The organism is Acinetobacter brisouii, from assembly GCF_008993995.1.
GTDB lineage: Bacteria > Pseudomonadota > Gammaproteobacteria > Pseudomonadales > Moraxellaceae > Acinetobacter > Acinetobacter brisouii_A.
Map to the genome: position 1 here is coordinate 45,649 of NZ_BKNN01000009.1, position 17,649 is coordinate 63,297.

Genomic DNA, 17,649 nt, shown 5'->3' on the forward strand with positions numbered 1-17,649 from the left:
TTTCCTAATAACAATGATATTTACTGACTTAATTGAGCAATTTACCTTGTCTTGCCCTCTAGCGCAAATATTGCGAATCAGTCGGCAGGGCAAGTTGGAACCTCTAAACCACGACGCTGATAGAAGTCTTCGACAAAGGCATCAAAAGTACCTGCATCAAGCGCATCACGCATGGCTTGAGTCAGGCGTTGGTAATAACGGAGGTTATGAATCGTGCCTAACATTGAGGCAAGCATTTCTCCGCATTTTTCTAGATGGAACAGGTATGCACGGGTAAAGTTTTTACAGGTGTAACAGTCACAATGCGGGTCAAGCGGACTTTGGTCATGACGGTATTTACTGTTACGAATACGCACCAAGCCATCGGTGACAAAATAATGTCCATTACGTGCATTGCGGGTTGGCATGACGCAGTCGAACATATCGACACCACGGCGCACCGCTTCAACGATATCTTCAGGTTTACCGACACCCATTAAGTAACGTGGTTTATCTGCTGGCATTTTGTTGGGCAGATAATCTAGCACCTTGATCATTTCTTCTTTTGGTTCACCCACAGACAAGCCACCAATCGCATAGCCATCAAAACCCACTTCGAGCAAACCATTTAAAGACTCATCACGCAGGTCTTCGTACATGCCGCCCTGAATAATACCAAACAAGGCATTTTTATTTTTGAGTTCATCATGGTGATGGGTTTTACAACGTTTTGCCCAGCGCAATGATAATTGGAGTGATTTTTGAGCCTCATCATGTGTTGCAGGATAAGGCGTACATTCGTCAAAAATCATCACAATATCTGAGTTCAAGGTGTGCTGAATTTCCATCGAAATTTCAGGCGACAGAAATACTTTTGAACCGTCGATTGGAGAGCGGAAGGTGACACCTTCTTCCTTAATCTTACGCATAGCGCCTAGACTAAAGACCTGAAAACCGCCTGAATCGGTCAGAATCGGTTTATTCCATTTTATAAAGTCGTGCAAGCCACCATGTGCTTTAATGACATCTAAACCTGGGCGCAAATATAAATGGAAGGTATTGCCTAAAATGATTTGGGCTTGAATTTCTTCAATGTCTCGTGGCAACATGCCTTTGACCGTGCCATACGTTCCGACAGGCATAAACACAGGTGTTTCAACAACCCCGTGCTCTAAGGTTAAACGACCACGACGGGCACGCCCCGACTGGGCTAATTTTTCAAACTTCATACGACATCCAAATCAAGGCGAAAAAACAGTTCGCTGATATTTTAAAGCTCGGTGTAAAAGAGCGATATTTTCCTTGATTCTGTGTTTCTGTGCTACTGTTTATTGCGTTGTTTTGTAAGTATTCAATTTCTCAGAAAATATCAGCGATTGATGACAAAACGATGTCCGTTAAAAGTTAGGACGATAGCGATAATTTTGACTCATGATGGGGTCGCGGAATGGGCGAATTGGCTTTTTCGCTAAAGTAATGGTATTGATCATATTGTTCGGAAAAACTTCAATCTGATTATTGAAGGCTTCAACATTGCGGTTAAAAATGCTGATTGCGGCGCTGATATTTTCATTTTGCTCCTGAATTTCCTGCATCATTTGGCTATATAGCGTATCTGCTTTTAGCTCAGGATAATTTTCTACCACGATATTTAAATTGCGCATGAGTTCCTGATTGAGTTGCTCAATATGCTGTAAATGTGAAGTGTCTGTCTGATGCAGATTAAGATTCATAATCTGTTGACGTAGTTCTGTGACTTTTTCTAAAGTTCCTTTTTCAAACTCAGTATATTGCGCTAAGGTTTGTTCTAGATGGTCTAGCGTTTTCACTTTTTGTAGTTCAAAGTTGGCAACTTCAGCCCATGCACGTTGAGTTGCATTCAGATAGCGTACGATATTGTTACGAATCAGGATGCCCCAAATGATTAAAATAAAAAACAACCCAAAAAAAATAATAAAGCCAGACATAGTCAATATCCTATAAAAAATTATGATAATAACGGTGAGATACGTTCTTTAAATAAATCATATTCCAACATATTCAGCGTTCTTAAATGCCCGCGTAAATGAGAAATTTCCTGAATATCCGTATGCTTACTTTGCAAACGAAACAGATCATGTTCACCTAAATAACATACAATATTTTCATGTGGATGAAAGATCAGATCGCCTTTGAATTTCTCAAAAAAATGGGACAATTTGAGGGTAAAACTTGGCGTAACGTGTTTAACAATTTCGTGTGCGTCACAACCATAAATATCTAACTGCTGATTGGTTTGAATATCACTGGTTTCCCATTTTTGGACATAAGGCGGGAAAAAGTCATTGCCTGTGTTACTGATCGCCAAGCCTGTTGCAACCGCATCGAAAATAAAAGCCCCCCAAAGCTGTTTATTGATTTTACGAATCACATTACGCGTTTCTCTTTGATTGCTGGTTGCAATTTCAATCACATAATCATATTGAAAAATGATCACAGGGTAGCTTTTTCCCTCATGTTGCCATAAGGTCGATGCAAAATAATCAATGCGGTTTTCTTTGGTTCCTTTGTAAAATAAAGGGAACAAAATTTTAAGCTGTGATATGACGGAAAATGTTCGAGTTGGGTCAGGGAAGCTGGCAGGAAGTTTTTGAAAATTCAGATCATAGCGCAGGGTCAGCATACGTTCTCGAAGATATTGAATCACTTCATCAATCGGGTCTTGGCTTTCATAAATGAGATATGCCCAAAAAACGATGGCTGCACTGATCATCAGTGTAAAGAAAAATGGAAAATACTGATGTAGCAAGCCACCAATGACTAAAGTCGCAACGCCGATGATGATTAAAAACTTGGGCAGAACATTATAAAAGCGTAAATCGCGGTCTTTTCCCCAAGGGTGTAGTGCATCAAGTAGTTCATCTGCGCTTTGAGCCTGACGTCCAATATCCCATAGCCGTGCTACATTGCGCATGACTTGCTGATTTTTCTTGCGCTGAATGTGCAAAATTTGCTGTAGGGTATCGGTCGGCATTGTGGTTAAGCTCTAATCCAGTTTGACCATTTTAACCACTATTTATGTTTTTGTAATCTATAAAAAAGGCTACTCGAGGTAGCCTTCCGATTTTTTATTTTTTATGCTCGGTCAATCAGCATCGCATCGCCATAACTAAAGAAACGGTACTGCTGTTTTACCGCATGATTGTAGGCATTTAAAATATTGTCACGGTTCGATAAAGCCGAAACCAGCATCAACAAGGTCGATTCAGGTAAATGGAAATTGGTAATTAAACGATCCACCACGCAGAACTCATAACCTGGGTAAATAAAGATTTGTGTATCACCTGTCCATGCCCCAATTTTTCCACCATTGGCTTGAGCTGCGCTTTCCAGTGCGCGAGTCGCTGTTGTCCCAACGGCGATGACTTTATTGCCACGTGCTTGTGTTTCACGAATCAGATCAACTGTATGCTGTGGAACATCACACCATTCACTGTGCATGATGTGATTTTCAATATCATCGGTACGCACAGGTAAGAACGTGCCTGCGCCGACATGTAAAGTCACAAAGCTTTTTTGAATGCCTTTTTTTTCAAGCTCAGCCAAAAGCTGTTGGTCAAAGTGCAGGCTTGCCGTTGGTGCAGCCACGCTCGCCAGTTTTTCAGGATCATGAAACACAGTTTGATAGCGTTCGGTGTCAATCGCTTCAGCTTCACGGTTAAAGTACGGCGGAATTGGAAGCTGACCATAGCGATCCAGTACCGTTAAGATTGGTTGAGAAAATTCCACAATAAATAAATTTTCGTGACGTCCTTGAACAGTCACTTTGACCTCATCCGCCCCAATAAACAGTTCAGCACCTGCTTTAGGTGAGTTGCTGGCTTTAATATGGCAGTGAGCAATAAATTGATCCTGCATACGCTCAACCAGTACTTCAACCGCACCGCCTGTGGCACGTTTGCCTTTTAAGCGAGCTTTCATGACTTTGGTGTCATTTAAAATCATTAAATCGCCTGAATTGAACAATTCTAAAATATCGGTAAACACATGATCCTGATATTGTCCATCGGCATTTAAATGCAATAAGCGTGATGAGCTACGTGATTGAAGAGGGTAGCGTGCGATCAAATGATCTGGGAGTTCAAAGTTAAAGTCAGAGAGTTGCATAGTTAAAATCTGCAAAATATATTGGCAATATTATAGACTTTTTCCTTTTTTTTAGTGAGTTTTGCTGAAAAAAACAACAAAATATCAATTTGTTGCTTTAAAAGTGAGCGATAGTGTTAAAAGGGCGTTGACACATTTTTAAAATACGATAATATACACAGCACAAACCAGCCATACTTAATCCCGAGGTGGTGAAATTGGTAGACGCGGTGGATTCAAAATCCACTGTTCGAGAGAACGTGTCGGTTCGAGTCCGACCCTCGGGACCATAAATCTGGTACCAAGATTTTAAAAAACCGAAGCCAAATGCTTCGGTTTTTTATTGCCTAAGTTTTTTTGACTCATAAAAACAGCCTTCATGGCTGGACGGTCGCATGAAGGCTGATCAACTGCAAATAAGCTTATTTTTTTAAGTGTTGTAATTTAGGTTTTATCCATCGACTTTGCTTGATTCCCCCCTGCAACTGAGTACGTAATTGGCACTTTACGGGTTGCCAAGAATTGCTCAAGAGTTTCACCACGGAATGCTGCATAGACTTGTGGGTTTGGTACACCTAATACAGCAGCCATTTTCTCCAGTACGAAGAAACTCACGCCTCGACGAACCATCTCAATCCATTTACGTTCACGAATCAGGTTTTTCTCTTCTTCAGTCAGACCACGCTCATTGGCAAGTGCTTCAAAGTCTTTCACAAAACGCATACGGTGCTGTGGAATAACTAAATCACGCAGGAATGAGTTAATACGGAAATTGGCATGGCTGACTGCATGGGTGAATGGGTAAGTGCCCTCAAGTTTCTCAACACCTTGGAGTTCATAATCCAAATGCTCACGATACGCTTCAATGTCTTCAGGATTTGGTGCATCGCCAAGATCTTCAAAGACCAGTGTGGCAATATTGGTGACTGACGGCGCATAGTTTTGTTTGTGAATCAGTTTAACCTGATCTGATAATGCACCCCGCATAATCAGCCACATCACCACCTCAGCGCCTTCAAAACCGCCTTTTTCAGCAAATTCTGCAATACGCATATTGGCTAAAGTTTCAGGCTGTTTTTCGAGTAACTCAAGGAATTCTGCATCCCATTCTTCGTTCAGGAAACCCGCACGTTCACCATGTACCTGATGTGAAAGTCCACCTGTTGCCATAATCGCAACATTCAAATCTTCAGGGTAGCTTTCAATGGCTTTACGTAAGGTTTTCCCCATTTTCCACATGCGTTTAGCACTTGGAATTGGGAACTGTAAAACACCGACTTGTAATGGAACAACTTGACCCGCCCAAGGGCCATCTTCATCACCGAGCATAGAAAGTGGTGATAAGAAACCATGATCGACAGGTTTGCCTTGGAAGAATGATAGATCGAACTCATCTGCAACAAAGGCTTTGGCAATGTGCTGAGATAAACCCAGATGTCCATGTGCAGGCGCAACGTCACGAGGGCCACCGCCTTCATCGGCTGCCACATAGATATCGTCAATTCCTAGGGTAAAGGATGAATAATGGTCAAAAAAGAACGAAGTGACATGATCGTTATAGATCGTAAATAACACGTCAATTTTCTTTTCTTTAACCCAGTGACGAATTTGATCAAAACCTTCAAAGATAGGCTTCCATGCAGGATCTTGATGTTTGCCTGTGTCCTTGGCAAAACCAATGGTTGGAGAATGCGAAGCGCCAATGCCACCAATAATACGTGCCATGAAGTATTCCTTTTCAGCGAGTTGTTTCTGATCCTATTTTTCACCATTCTAATGATTGTTGCTGAGCGAACAATTGGCTAAAATCAAATTCATCGTTCAAAAAAATGAACAATCAAATGATGAAATGGAATTTAGATGATCTTCCTGTATTTTTGGCAATCGTTGAGCGTGGTGGTATTTCAGCGGCAGCACACACTTTAGGAATGCCTAAATCAACGGTCAGCACCACGTTGACTCGTTTAGAACAGCACTTAGGCTTGCGTTTAATAGATCGGTCATCGCGGAGTCTGCGGATTACTGCGGAAGGTGAAGTTTTTTATCAGCAGGCTCAGCGTATTATGGAGCAGGCTTTGGCTACCGATAGTGTTATGGCTGATTTGGGTTCAGTAGCAAAAGGACGTTTGCGAGTGGCACTGCCGCCTGCTTTTAGCCAAGAATTTGTTGCACCGTCGCTATTGAGTTTTCAGCAGCAGCATCCTGAGATTGATTTAGAAATTGTAGTGACCAGTCAGGGTGCGGCACTGATTCGGGATCAGGTCGATATTGCTGTGTTGGTGGGTGAGTTAGAAGATAGTGAGTTAGTGTCTTTACCTTTGATACGTGGGCAATTGATCTGGGTAGCCAGCCCTGAATGGTTGGCTGAGCATACTTTAGGGAGTAGTGTGCATGACTTGCGTCAGTCTATTCGAATCTGTGAAACACGTTATGCTCAGCGCCGTTTACCGATCTGTATAGGTGAGCAGTTAGATACTTTGGATTTAAGCCAAGGTGTGATTCAGGTGAATAATCCTCTCGTGGTTCGTCATGTTGTATTGTCGGGTGGGGGAATCTCGATGCTTCCACAACATTATTGTGTTAAGCCTTTATCTGAAGGACTTTTACAACAGGTTTTTCCTCATATTCGATTGGAATTGGCCAGTTCACAACTGACAGCGGTTTATCCAAGTCGACGTTTACTTTCGCCTCGGGTTCGGGTTTTTTTAGATTTTTTAAGTCATATTTGTCGTGATTACACATTGGTGTATCAAGCTTAAAATGGGTTTGTTTTCGGCTGTTCGATGAGGTTAAAATGCTGAATATTTGTACTAATAATTTTTAAAAATTTCTAAAAAAATTGTTTTGATTTATTGGCTTATATCTAAGGTTTCTCAGTTACAAAAAAAATTAGATGATTTTAACTTTGTTTAAAAAATTTAGCATTAGTGTGCTATTTTGTTAACTTGTTGTACGCGGTTTTCAGTCAGATCAATACATGAAAACAATGCCAATACAGCGCTAATTTATGGGGAAAGCATGCAGTCAGAATTGTTAGAACTCAATCAAGTCGATCAAATGAGTGATTGTAGGCTATCGCTATTGCTTGGGGTGTCTAGCCCACGCAATCAGATTGATATTTTTCTGAAAATGGTACGTCGAATCCTGAATGTCGAGAGTGCAGTATGGGCTTTTCATCATGAACCTTATGTTTGGTTTGTGACTCCGCAAGGATTTCAGGCTTATCCTGCCAATCATCATTTGGCAGTCAAGTTGCAGAGCTGTTATACGCCTGAACGTTGCGCCATTTCTCCAAGTCATCCGAACTATCCGTTATTTTCAGGGTACTTACATAGTCATTCTTTTGATCATAAACGCTTGTTGGCGCTTAATTTAGTGGTTAATGAAAAAAGTATTGGTCAGTTGATATTTTTTGATCAGCACGTGCGCGAGTTTGACCCTGATGACATTGCCCAAATTGAGGTGTTGTTGGACGGGATGTTGGGTTATATCGAGCTGCAATTTGAGCACACAGAGTTAAAAGATGCTTATGAGCAGTTAGTTGCTTTGAATTTTAGCCGTACCAAATTTTTTCAGATTATCGCCCATGATTTGCGCGCACCATTTCATGGTCTATTGGGTTTTACCGATGTTTTGGCAGAAGAGTTGGACACGCTTGATCATGCCAGTATTCAAAATATTGCCAGTTATCTCAACGATACCGCCAAGTCGACTTATAATTTATTAGAAAATTTGTTGGATTGGGCGATGGCAGAAGGTGGACGTTTTGTTTATCACCCCATTAATTATAATTTAAAACAATCTACACGTATTGTAATGGATGTTTTGCGGAGTTTGGCACTCAAAAAAAATATTGAGTTGATTGATCAAGTTACTGAAGATATTCGTATTTTTGCTGATATTAATATGTTGACTTCGGTGCTACAAAACCTGACTTCAAATGCACTCAAATTCACCCCTGTAGATGGTACAGGGCAAGTGATCATGAGTGCACAAGTCTACGAGCAACATGTTGAACTCTCCGTGACCGATACAGGTTTAGGCATGACTGAACAGCAAGTGCATCATGTGTTTGAGCCACGTATTAAAACATCGTTGAAAGGCACCGCGGGTGAGCGCGGCACAGGACTTGGTTTGGTACTTTGCAAGCGCTTCGTCGATATGAATCACGGTGAAATTCGGGTAAGGTCTAAGGAAGGTCAGGGTACAACCTTCACAGTGACTTTACCAAAAGCCCAAGATGAGCATAGCGCTTTACCTCAATTGCAAGATCAGCTTGCTGCTCATTAAAAGCCAACTTTTATTTTCCAAAAGCTTGTTTCTCCTGCTATAACTACGCTTAGCTATACGGGAAACAAGCTGATCATGAATCACGATCAATTACAAAAAACACTTCACGCTAGTCAATACGCAGAACAAGTTTTGGCGCAGTATGCTGACCAATTACAGCAAGATGATCAACATCATCCTTTTCATCAGACTCTATCGACTGCAGAAATTTTTGCTTATGTTGAGCAAACGCTTGCAGGTATCGAGGATGAAATTCAGTGGATGCGTCAGTTAAGAATTTTACGTGCCCGCCTGATGTTTCGCTGGATTTGGCAGGACGCTAACCAACAGACCACCGTACCACAACTCACTCGTGAACTTTCCGATTTTGCTGATGCCTGTATTTGTGCTGCCAAAGCCTTTGCTCTGCCTGCATTGTTGGCCAAATATGGGGAGCCAATCGGTTACGATGGTCAGTTACAAGACCTGATTGTAATTGGCATGGGGAAACTCGGTGCACAAGAACTTAATCTATCGAGCGATATTGATCTGATTTTTGCCTTTGATGAACAGGGTGAAACCAATGGTCGCAAGTGTATCGAAGTACAGCAGTTCTGTATTTTATGGGGGCAAAAGCTGATTTATTTGCTAGATCACATGACTGCAGAAGGTTTTGTGTTCCGAGTTGATATGCGTCTGCGTCCGTGGGGAGATGGTTCGGCACTCGCGATTAGTCATGTCGCCTTAGAAAAATACCTGATTCAGCACGGGCGGGAGTGGGAACGCTATGCGTGGATTAAGGCGCGAGTGATTACGGGAGAAAAAGGCGATAGCCTGATGGCGATGACCCGTCCATTTGTATTCCGTCGTTATGTGGACTATAGCGCCTTTGAAGCCATGCGCGAAATGAAGCAGATGATTGAGCGTGAAGTTGCACGTCGAAATATTCACGATGACATTAAGCTTGGTGCAGGCGGTATTCGGGAAATTGAATTTATCGTACAGGTCTTTCAGCTCATTCACGGTGGTTCAAAACTGGAGTTGCAAGATCGAACCTGTTTGACCAGTCTCGCGCATATTGGCGTAGCGGGTTTGCTTGAACCACAGGCTGTGCACGATCTGGAAGATGCTTATCTGTTCTTGCGTCGTGTTGAGCATGCGATTCAGGCCTTGAATGATCAGCAAACCCAAGCATTGCCCGTTGAACCTGCACTGCGTCAGCGTATGGTGGAAACTTTAGGTTTTAGCTCATGGGATGAGTTTTTAACGGTACTGGATCAGAAGCGTGACAAGGTCAGTTTGCAGTTTAAAAATGTCATTCAGGAAAATGAGTTTGATCAGCAAGACAATGACAGTGCTCAGCTTGAACAGCAGTTATTTGCTGTACTAGATGATGATGCGCAAAAACTGATTCATGAATTTTGGCATGGGCATGCGATTAAAAAAATTCCAGCCAAAGCCCTTGAACGTTTAAAAGCCTTTTGGCCACCGCTGATTGCAGCGATTTTACAAGCTGAGCAGCCACAAGTGGCATTGCTGCGTCTGATGCCACTGATTGAATCGGTGATGCGCCGTACCGTGTATTTGGTGATGCTGATCGAAAATAAAGGCGCATTACAGCGCTTGGTGAAAATGGCCGAGGTCAGTCCGTGGATTTGTGAAGAACTGACACATTATCCTGTACTGCTCGATGAATTTCTGTCGATGGACTTTGAGTTGCCACGCCGTGCCGACCTAGAAGCTTCCATGCGTTATCAGTTATTACGCATTGAGCTGGATCAGGTCGAGGACTTGATGCGTGTTTTGCGCCTGTTCAAGAAAAGCCATGTGCTTGCGGTTGCAGCCAGTGATGTTTTAGCTGAAAGTCCATTAATGAAAGTCTCTGATGCGTTGACCGATATCGCAGAAGTTTGTGTGGAAGCAACTTTGCATTTGGCTTATGAAATGGTGGCACAAAAGCATGGTTATCCTGTGACTCAAGAAGGGCAGCGTTGCTCCATCGATCAGAAAGGTTTTATTGTGATTGGTTATGGCAAGCTCGGTGGGATCGAGTTGGGCTATGGCTCAGATCTGGATCTCGTGTTTATTCATTACCTCGATGAGCAAGCTGATACCGATGGGCGTAAATCGATTAGTGGTTTTGAGTTTGCTTTAAGGGTTGCGCAGAAATTTATGTCACTGATGACCACACAAACCCTCGATGGTCGTGCCTATGAAATTGATACCCGATTGCGCCCTTCGGGTGAGGCGGGGGTGCTGGTCACCAGCCTGAAAGCTTATGAGCAATATCAAATGAAAAGTGCATGGCTTTGGGAGCATCAGGCACTGGTTCGTGCGCGCTCAATTGCGGGAGATTTGAGCTTAAGACAGCAATTTGAGCAAATCCGCTGCCAAATTCTCACGCAAAAGCGCAATGAAAGTGACGTACAGGCTGAAGTATTGAAAATGCGTCAAAAAATGAAAGACCATCTCGGCTCAAGTAAAGAGCAAAAAAAAGATGGGATTTTTCATTTAAAACAGGATGCAGGTGGTATCGTTGACATTGAATTTATGGCACAGTATATGGTGTTGGCATGGAGTGGGACGAAGCCCGATCTCGCCCATTTCTCTGACAATGTTCGAATCCTTGAAGATGCTGCGCGATTAGATTGCTTACCCAGCCAAGATGCGCAGGCTTTGATTCAAGCTTATCTCAGTGAACGAGCCGAGAGCCACCGTCTAGCACTTGCAAACAAAAACATGCAAGTTCAAGCTGCACAATGGCGCGACACCCGCGAGATCGTTTGCAAGTTATGGCAGAGATTAATTGATCCAAGCGCACAAGCCTTGGACAGTGAATAATGATGTGAAAATTTGGAGTGTGTGCCGTGAATTTGGCTGATCGTGATGGTTTTATTTGGCAAGATGGAAAATTAGTAGATTGGCGTGATGCAAAAATTCACGTCTTAACCCATACATTACACTACAGTATGGGCGTGTTTGAAGGTGTCCGTGCCTATGAAACACCAAAAGGAACTGCGATTTTCCGTTTAAAAGAACACACCAAACGTTTGCTTAACTCTGCAAAAATTTATCAAATGAAAGTCCCATTTGATCAAGCAACGTTAGAGCAAGCACAAATCGACGTGGTACGTGAAAATAAACTGGCTTCTTGCTATTTACGTCCGCTTATTTGGATTGGTTCAGAAAAACTCGGTATTGCAGCAACTGACAATACCATTCATGCCGCAGTTGCAGCATGGGGCTGGGGTGCATATTTGGGTGAAGAAGCAATGGCGAAAGGTATTCGCGTGAAGACTTCTTCATTTACACACCACCATCCAAACGTGACCATGTGTAAAGCAAAGGCATCGGGTAACTATACGTTATCGATTCTTGCGCATCAGGAAGTGGCACATTCAGGCTACGACGAAGCCATGTTGATGGATCCTCAAGGTTACGTTTGCCAAGGTTCTGGCGAAAACGTGTTCTTGGTGAAAGATGGTCAATTGCATACACCTGATATCGCTGGTGGTGCGCTTGATGGTATTACCCGTCAAACCATTATTACTATTGCTAAAGATTTGGGCATTGAGGTGATTGAACGCCGTATTACGCGTGACGAATTCTACATCGCTGATGAAGCATTCTTTACAGGTACTGCTGCGGAAGTAACGCCGATTCGTGAATACGATGACCGTCAAATTGGTGAAGGTTGCCGTGGTCCAATTACGACATTGATTCAAAAAACTTACTTTGATGCTGTTCAAGGTAAAAATCCGAAATACGAAGACTGGTTAACTTACGTAAAATAAGTTGAATCAGTTAAGATAAGAGCGAAACTTTGGTTTCGCTTTTTTTTATGCGAGTGGAAAAATCAGTATGCATGTGGTGTATATCAGTGATGGTAAGGCAGGGCATCGTTCTCAAGCCTTGGGATTGTATCAGGCAATGCAGCGCCAACATGCAGATTGCTCTTTTCAGGAACTCTCGATTGCTGATTTGCCGATGTTGAGTTTGATCGGTGCTATTTTTTCTCGGAAGTGTGCTCAGCTTGAACAAACTCCAACGTTTATTTTTGTCGTTGGGAGTCATACCCATTTGCGTGTGTGGCTGATGGGGAAAGTTTATCCTAAAGCCAAAACGGTGATTTTAATGAAACCAAGTTTACCTCTTAGTTTTTTTGATTATGCCGTGATTCCTGAGCATGATGGTGTGTCTGCATCGGACAAAGTCATCGTGACTCAAGGTGTGCTCAATCCGATTGTCAATCAGCAACGTCATCAAACCAACCGAATCCTGATTGCTTTAGGTGGCTCATCTAAACGTCACCAATGGAATGCTGAAAAAGTATTCACTACCATTCAAAAAATTGCTGAGCAGCAGCCACAAGCAACGATTATTTTAACCACATCACGTCGTACACCCAGTGATTTTTTAGCACAGTTACAACAGCAGCCTTATGCGAAGCAGCTCCAGATTTTTCCTGTGGAGCAAACCCCTCAAGGCTGGATTTTTGAAGAAATGCAAAAAGCCGAAGCAGTTTGGGTCACTGAAGACAGTGTGTCGATGATTTATGAGGCGCTGACCGCAGGTTGTCGTGTTGGATTGATTGAGATTGATCGGCTTAAGCAAGATCGTATTACTCATGCAGTGGATGGGTTACTACAAAAACAATATGTCTCCTCGACCACCCATTTACAACAACTGCCTACGGCGAATGCTTTTAAAGAAGCAGAGCGTGTGGCAACATATTTACTTCAATCTTGTTAGGTTAACCCTGTGATTTATTTGGCTCTGATTGTGCTGCTTGCGGTGATGGCATTTAGTTATAAATATGCGTGGTGGAAACCTGCAATAGATTGGAAACGTCCGCGTGTCTTGATGTACCACATGGTCAGAGAGCATATAGATGGTGCCAAATTTAATAAACTGCGTGTGACCCCTGCCGAATTTGACAAACAAGTGGTGTGGATGAAAACGCAAGGTTTTCACTTTGTCACCATGCGGGAACTTCAGCAAAACTGGGGCAAGCATCCTGAAAAAACTGTGGCGATTACCTTTGATGATGGTTATCTGGATAACTTGGAAAATGCCTATCCTATTTTAGAAAAATATCAAGCCAAAGCGACCATTTATGTGGTGGTTGATCGCCATGATCGTGATTGGTCGACGTATAAAAAAGCCCATCATAACAGTGGTGAATTGGCACGTGAGCCAAAACTGAGTGATGAGCAAGTTCGATTTTTGGCAAACAGTGGTTTAGTTGAAATTGGTTCACATACCTTGACTCATGCCAATTTGGATAAGCTCAATGATGCAGAATGTTTGCATGAATTGGCAGAATCCAAGCAACAACTCGAACAGATGATTGAGCAACCCGTGACGAGTTTTGCCTATCCTTTTGGGATTTATAGTCAGCGTGATGTTGAACTTGCAAAGCAGGTGGGTTATCAGAATGCCGTGACCACCAAAGAGGGGATTGACGCACAGCAGCCTGACTTTATGCAGTTACAACGGATTAAGATCAGTGGTAAAGATTCGATGTTTGCAGTGAAATGTCGTTTGAAATTAGGTAAGCGTGAGGGCTAAATATGAAAATTACGCTTGTAATGGCTAGTGATGAAGAAGGTGGCTTAGAAAAGCATGTGCTTGAACTGGCGGAAGGACTTGCTGAGTTTCATTCAGTTTCATTAATTGCGCACCAGAAATATCAGACTCAACTTTCTCATGAAGTAAACTTTATCGCCTTTGATATGAGTGGTAGCCGTTATAATCCGTGGACCAAATATCAATTAAAAAAAGTCATACTTGCAACTCAGCCCGACATTTTACATGCACATGCTTCTAAAACCGCTAAGCTATTGCAAGGGATGCTTCAACAATTCAGTTTTCCCACTGTAGTGACTGTTCACGGTAAAAAGAAAAGTAATCAGGCATATTTTGCCTTTGATCATATAATCGCTGTGAGCCATTCAGTTGGCGCGATTTTAAATCACCCAAATAAAACAACAGTGGTGTATAACGGCACTAAAATTAGTATATTTCCAATTCCCTTCAAGCAAAACAGAAAATTTATTGCGATAGGGCGTTTAAATTCAGTTAAAGGCTTTGATCTACTATTGGAGGCTTGGAAAGATATTCCTCACTCGCTTTCAATTGTTGGAGAAGGTCAGGAAAGACATAAGCTTGAACAACTTATTCAACAATATCAACTCTCAGATCGCGTGAGTTTGCTAGGTTATCGTCAGGATATTCATACGCTCATTTGTGAACATGAGGCATTAATTGTTTCTTCACTTCGAGAGGGTGGACCGTATACCTTAGCAGAAACTCTATTATTAAATCGACCTGTGTTCGGTACAGATGTTGGGATGATGGCAGAATTTATTCCAGAGGACTTTTTATGTGAAGCAGGGAGCTATCATGCTTTGAATGCTTTGATTCGACATTATTTGCAAATCCCTGATCCATCCATGGATTTTACATCTGCGTATAAAATGGCTCAGGAACAGCTTACGTTTCAGAAAATGATTGAACATACCCTACAAACTTATCAATCTTTGCTTGTGTCATAAATGAGATTTAATATGAGCCAACCACCAATTATTCTTGCACTTACCGATGGTAAAGCTGGTCATGAAACTCAAACGCAAGGCATTGTACAATTACTAAATCAACAGCAGGCATATCGGGTTGAATGGATTCAGCTAACCTTGCCAAGCAAATGGGTGTATTATTTACTGAAGTGGAAGCTAAAATTTTCCTGTAGTACTGCTTGGCTGAGTCACTTTATTTCTCGGCAGCAGCTTGAAAAAATTAAGCAACAGAACGTTGCATATATTGTTTCGGCTGGTGGTAACACATTGCTTGCGAACCTTTTGCTTAAACAAGAATTATTAAAGTCTGCACTTGTTAAAAATATTGTTGCCAGTTCTTTAAGAGGGATTGCCGCCCATTATTTTGATGTTGTTTTCACCATTCATGCATCTCAGGAAAATCTTGAGCGTTATCTATATTACCCGATTGCACCCAATAAAATGAGTGCATTAGCTTTGACCAAAGCACAGGCAAGATCACATCTGGGGCTAGATGATGCAGATCAAGTGATTACTGTGTTAATTGGTGCTGATACAAAAACTGTAGGTATAGGCTCAGCAACCAGTTGGGGAGTAATGCTAAGCAAAATTCGTGAAGATTATCCACACGCTAAAATATTATGCAGTACCTCAAGACGTACACCTGTGGTATTTGAGCAAGAATTGGCTCAGTATGCTCAGCAGAAAGGAATCTTTACTGCGGATGATCAGATCACATGGGTAGCTCAAGGTCAACAGTGCGATATTAAAAATTATATTTGTGCCGCAGATTGGGTTTTATGTAGTCCTGACTCAACGTCTATGGTGGCAGAGGTGTTGATGTCTAATCGTCCTTTGCTTGTATTTTTGAATAAGAGTAGAATATATGATGTTGATATTTTCAAGCAATTAAAATTTTTAGCAGAAGAGAAATTGATTGCTTTTTATGATTCTCTTGAACAAGGAAACATACATGAAATGATTCAGAAATTAGAGCCGAAACAACACTCTCAGATCATTGATAGAGAGTTACAGAAAATAATTTAATATCTTATTTAATGTTGTATTAGTTAGATCTTGTTTCATAGGTATAGCTAAGAATTTTTTTATACTACATTTATTAAATTAATAAGTTTAAATATATCAATATTTTATACATAAAAAAGTATAGTACTAAATTATCATTTAACTATGCTTGTTTACGGTGATTGATATTTTATGGATAGAGTTGTTGATATTGAAATATAGTATTATTTTAATATCAATTAAATACATGTTTTAATAAAGTTTTGGTGAAAAAGTGAATCATCTTGTAATAAAGTCAAACATTAACCATGCTGAAAATGAAATATCTATCACATCTAATAAATATGATGAGATAAAGTTTCTTTTTCCTTATGAGCCATTACCTAGTTTCAGTTGTCATGATTATGCACTTTGGGCAATTTTGCCTTTAGCTATGAAGAATGGTGATCATATAGAAATTCATGAACCAATTTCTAAACGCGCTTATGATTCTGTAAAAAAAATTGCGAATATTTGGTATTTTTGGATTCCTAATTTTTATAAGAAAATTAATATTACTGCCCATAACATTATTGAATCTAATTCTTTTGAAAAAAATAATAAAAATTTAATGTGTTTTAGTGGGGGGATTGACTCAACATATAGTGCTTTTAAGTTACAACAAGATAATATTAAAAATGTCGATAGTCTAACTGTTCATGGAATGGATTATAAATTTAAAGACACATCTAAATTTGATCAACTCATGGAGAAAACAAAAAAATTAAGAAATTCAGTATTTACTAATAGTCACTTTGTAAAGACAAATATATATGCTATTTACAGTCAGCACAAGTGTAACCCCAGTTTTACACATGTGACGCATATTTTTTCTCTTTTTGCATCTTTATCCATATTTGAAGGTTATGAACAGTATCTGATCGCATCAGATGATCGATTAGATCAGCAGTTTCTAATTCACCCTTATGGTTCAAATAGTGCATCAAATCGGTTAATGAAAAATTCCACAGGCAATTTAGTTACTCTAGATGATGATGTGACGCGTTTAGAAAAAACAAAGTATTTAGCAGAAAATGAATTTGATTTAAATTCACTTTCAGTTTGTGGTAATGCAAAAGCACGACCATATAATTGTGGTATATGTGTAAAATGTTTAAGAACTAAATCTATGCTGCTTGCAATTCTGGACTATGTACCTAATATATTTGTGGATAATGAACTAGGAAATGATTGGTTCTCAAAAATAGACTTAACAGATTTAAACAATCAAATGTATGCTTTTGACACACTCCTACATGTAGAAAGTAAGAATGCACAGGATAGTTTTCCTGGCTTCGATAATTTGAGAAAAAAGTTGTATACAGCAATGTTAAATCGTGAAACTAATAAATTGAAGAATTATACTAAGTTTCAAATAGTTAAAGCAATTTTTTAATTATTTTAAATAAAAGTTGTAAGTTTAAGAGAATATCATGGTGGTCTAATTGAAAATTGCATATTTTATCAATACATTTAAGTCAACCAATTGGGGCGGGCAAGCCACTTCAACTGGTATTCAATATCTTTTGGCTCATGACTATCCTAAAGCTGAATTTGTACCATTAGATTTACCTGATTTGACTTTCAAAAAACTCAAGCTTTTAAGGAGGTATTATGAAAAAATGCTTCTTCAGGCTTTAGTTACTAATAATCA

Annotated in this window: 15 protein-coding genes and 1 tRNA gene; 11 read left to right on the forward strand and 5 right to left on the reverse strand. The window is 40.6% G+C overall.

What is annotated here, in order from left to right:
- Window positions 1–77 precede the first annotated feature (77 nt).
- From tgt to queA, 4 genes are all read right to left on the reverse strand, one after another.
- Entirely contained in the window at window positions 78–1,208 is a 1,131-nt protein-coding gene (gene tgt, locus GBN19_RS04015; protein WP_151777259.1) for a tRNA guanosine(34) transglycosylase Tgt, read from the reverse strand.
- 168 nt (window positions 1,209–1,376) lie between these two features.
- On the reverse strand, window positions 1,377–1,946 hold the full coding sequence (locus GBN19_RS04020; RefSeq protein WP_151777260.1) for a LemA family protein: 570 nt from the start codon (window positions 1,944–1,946) through the stop codon (window positions 1,377–1,379).
- A gap of 20 nt (window positions 1,947–1,966) precedes the next feature.
- Complete coding sequence (locus GBN19_RS04025) at window positions 1,967–2,992, reverse strand: hypothetical protein (RefSeq protein ID WP_151777261.1); 1,026 nt, start codon at window positions 2,990–2,992, stop codon at window positions 1,967–1,969.
- A 101-nt stretch (window positions 2,993–3,093) separates the two neighbouring features.
- Entirely contained in the window at window positions 3,094–4,125 is a 1,032-nt protein-coding gene (gene queA / locus GBN19_RS04030) for a tRNA preQ1(34) S-adenosylmethionine ribosyltransferase-isomerase QueA (protein WP_151777262.1), read from the reverse strand.
- 182 nt (window positions 4,126–4,307) lie between these two features.
- Here queA and GBN19_RS04035 point away from each other — a divergent pair.
- Window positions 4,308–4,394 (forward strand) — tRNA-Leu (locus GBN19_RS04035).
- A gap of 154 nt (window positions 4,395–4,548) precedes the next feature.
- On the opposite strand, the gene GBN19_RS04040 is transcribed toward GBN19_RS04035, so the two are convergent.
- A complete protein-coding gene (locus tag GBN19_RS04040) occupies window positions 4,549–5,829 on the reverse strand; it encodes a gallate dioxygenase (protein WP_151777263.1) in 1,281 nt (426 codons plus the stop codon).
- A gap of 116 nt (window positions 5,830–5,945) precedes the next feature.
- Here GBN19_RS04040 and GBN19_RS04045 point away from each other — a divergent pair, with 116 nt between their 5' ends.
- From GBN19_RS04045 to GBN19_RS04090, 10 genes are all read left to right on the forward strand, one after another.
- Window positions 5,946–6,863, forward strand: coding sequence for a LysR family transcriptional regulator (locus GBN19_RS04045; protein ID WP_228271208.1), 918 nt, complete (start codon window positions 5,946–5,948; stop codon window positions 6,861–6,863).
- Window positions 6,864–7,122: 259 nt separating this feature from the next.
- Window positions 7,123–8,394, forward strand: coding sequence for a sensor histidine kinase (locus GBN19_RS04050; RefSeq protein ID WP_151777264.1), 1,272 nt, complete (start codon window positions 7,123–7,125; stop codon window positions 8,392–8,394).
- 75 nt (window positions 8,395–8,469) lie between these two features.
- A complete protein-coding gene (gene glnE / locus GBN19_RS04055; RefSeq protein WP_151777265.1) occupies window positions 8,470–11,214 on the forward strand; it encodes a bifunctional [glutamate--ammonia ligase]-adenylyl-L-tyrosine phosphorylase/[glutamate--ammonia-ligase] adenylyltransferase in 2,745 nt (914 codons plus the stop codon).
- A 26-nt stretch (window positions 11,215–11,240) separates the two neighbouring features.
- A complete protein-coding gene (locus GBN19_RS04060) occupies window positions 11,241–12,167 on the forward strand; it encodes a branched-chain amino acid transaminase (RefSeq protein ID WP_045794425.1) in 927 nt (308 codons plus the stop codon).
- A 67-nt stretch (window positions 12,168–12,234) separates the two neighbouring features.
- On the forward strand, window positions 12,235–13,125 hold the full coding sequence (locus tag GBN19_RS04065) for a mitochondrial fission ELM1 family protein (protein ID WP_151777266.1): 891 nt from the start codon (window positions 12,235–12,237) through the stop codon (window positions 13,123–13,125).
- Window positions 13,126–13,170: 45 nt separating this feature from the next.
- Window positions 13,171–13,944, forward strand: coding sequence for a polysaccharide deacetylase family protein (locus tag GBN19_RS04070; protein ID WP_375707850.1), 774 nt, complete (start codon window positions 13,171–13,173; stop codon window positions 13,942–13,944).
- Window positions 13,945–13,946: 2 nt separating this feature from the next.
- Entirely contained in the window at window positions 13,947–14,930 is a 984-nt protein-coding gene (locus GBN19_RS04075) for a glycosyltransferase (RefSeq protein ID WP_151777268.1), read from the forward strand.
- 12 nt (window positions 14,931–14,942) lie between these two features.
- Complete coding sequence (locus GBN19_RS04080; RefSeq protein ID WP_151777269.1) at window positions 14,943–15,977, forward strand: ELM1/GtrOC1 family putative glycosyltransferase; 1,035 nt, start codon at window positions 14,943–14,945, stop codon at window positions 15,975–15,977.
- A gap of 253 nt (window positions 15,978–16,230) precedes the next feature.
- Window positions 16,231–17,391, forward strand: coding sequence for a hypothetical protein (locus GBN19_RS04085; RefSeq protein ID WP_151777270.1), 1,161 nt, complete (start codon window positions 16,231–16,233; stop codon window positions 17,389–17,391).
- 49 nt (window positions 17,392–17,440) lie between these two features.
- On the forward strand, window positions 17,441–17,649 hold a 209-nt coding region (locus GBN19_RS04090), incomplete at its 3' end, for a hypothetical protein (RefSeq protein WP_151777271.1).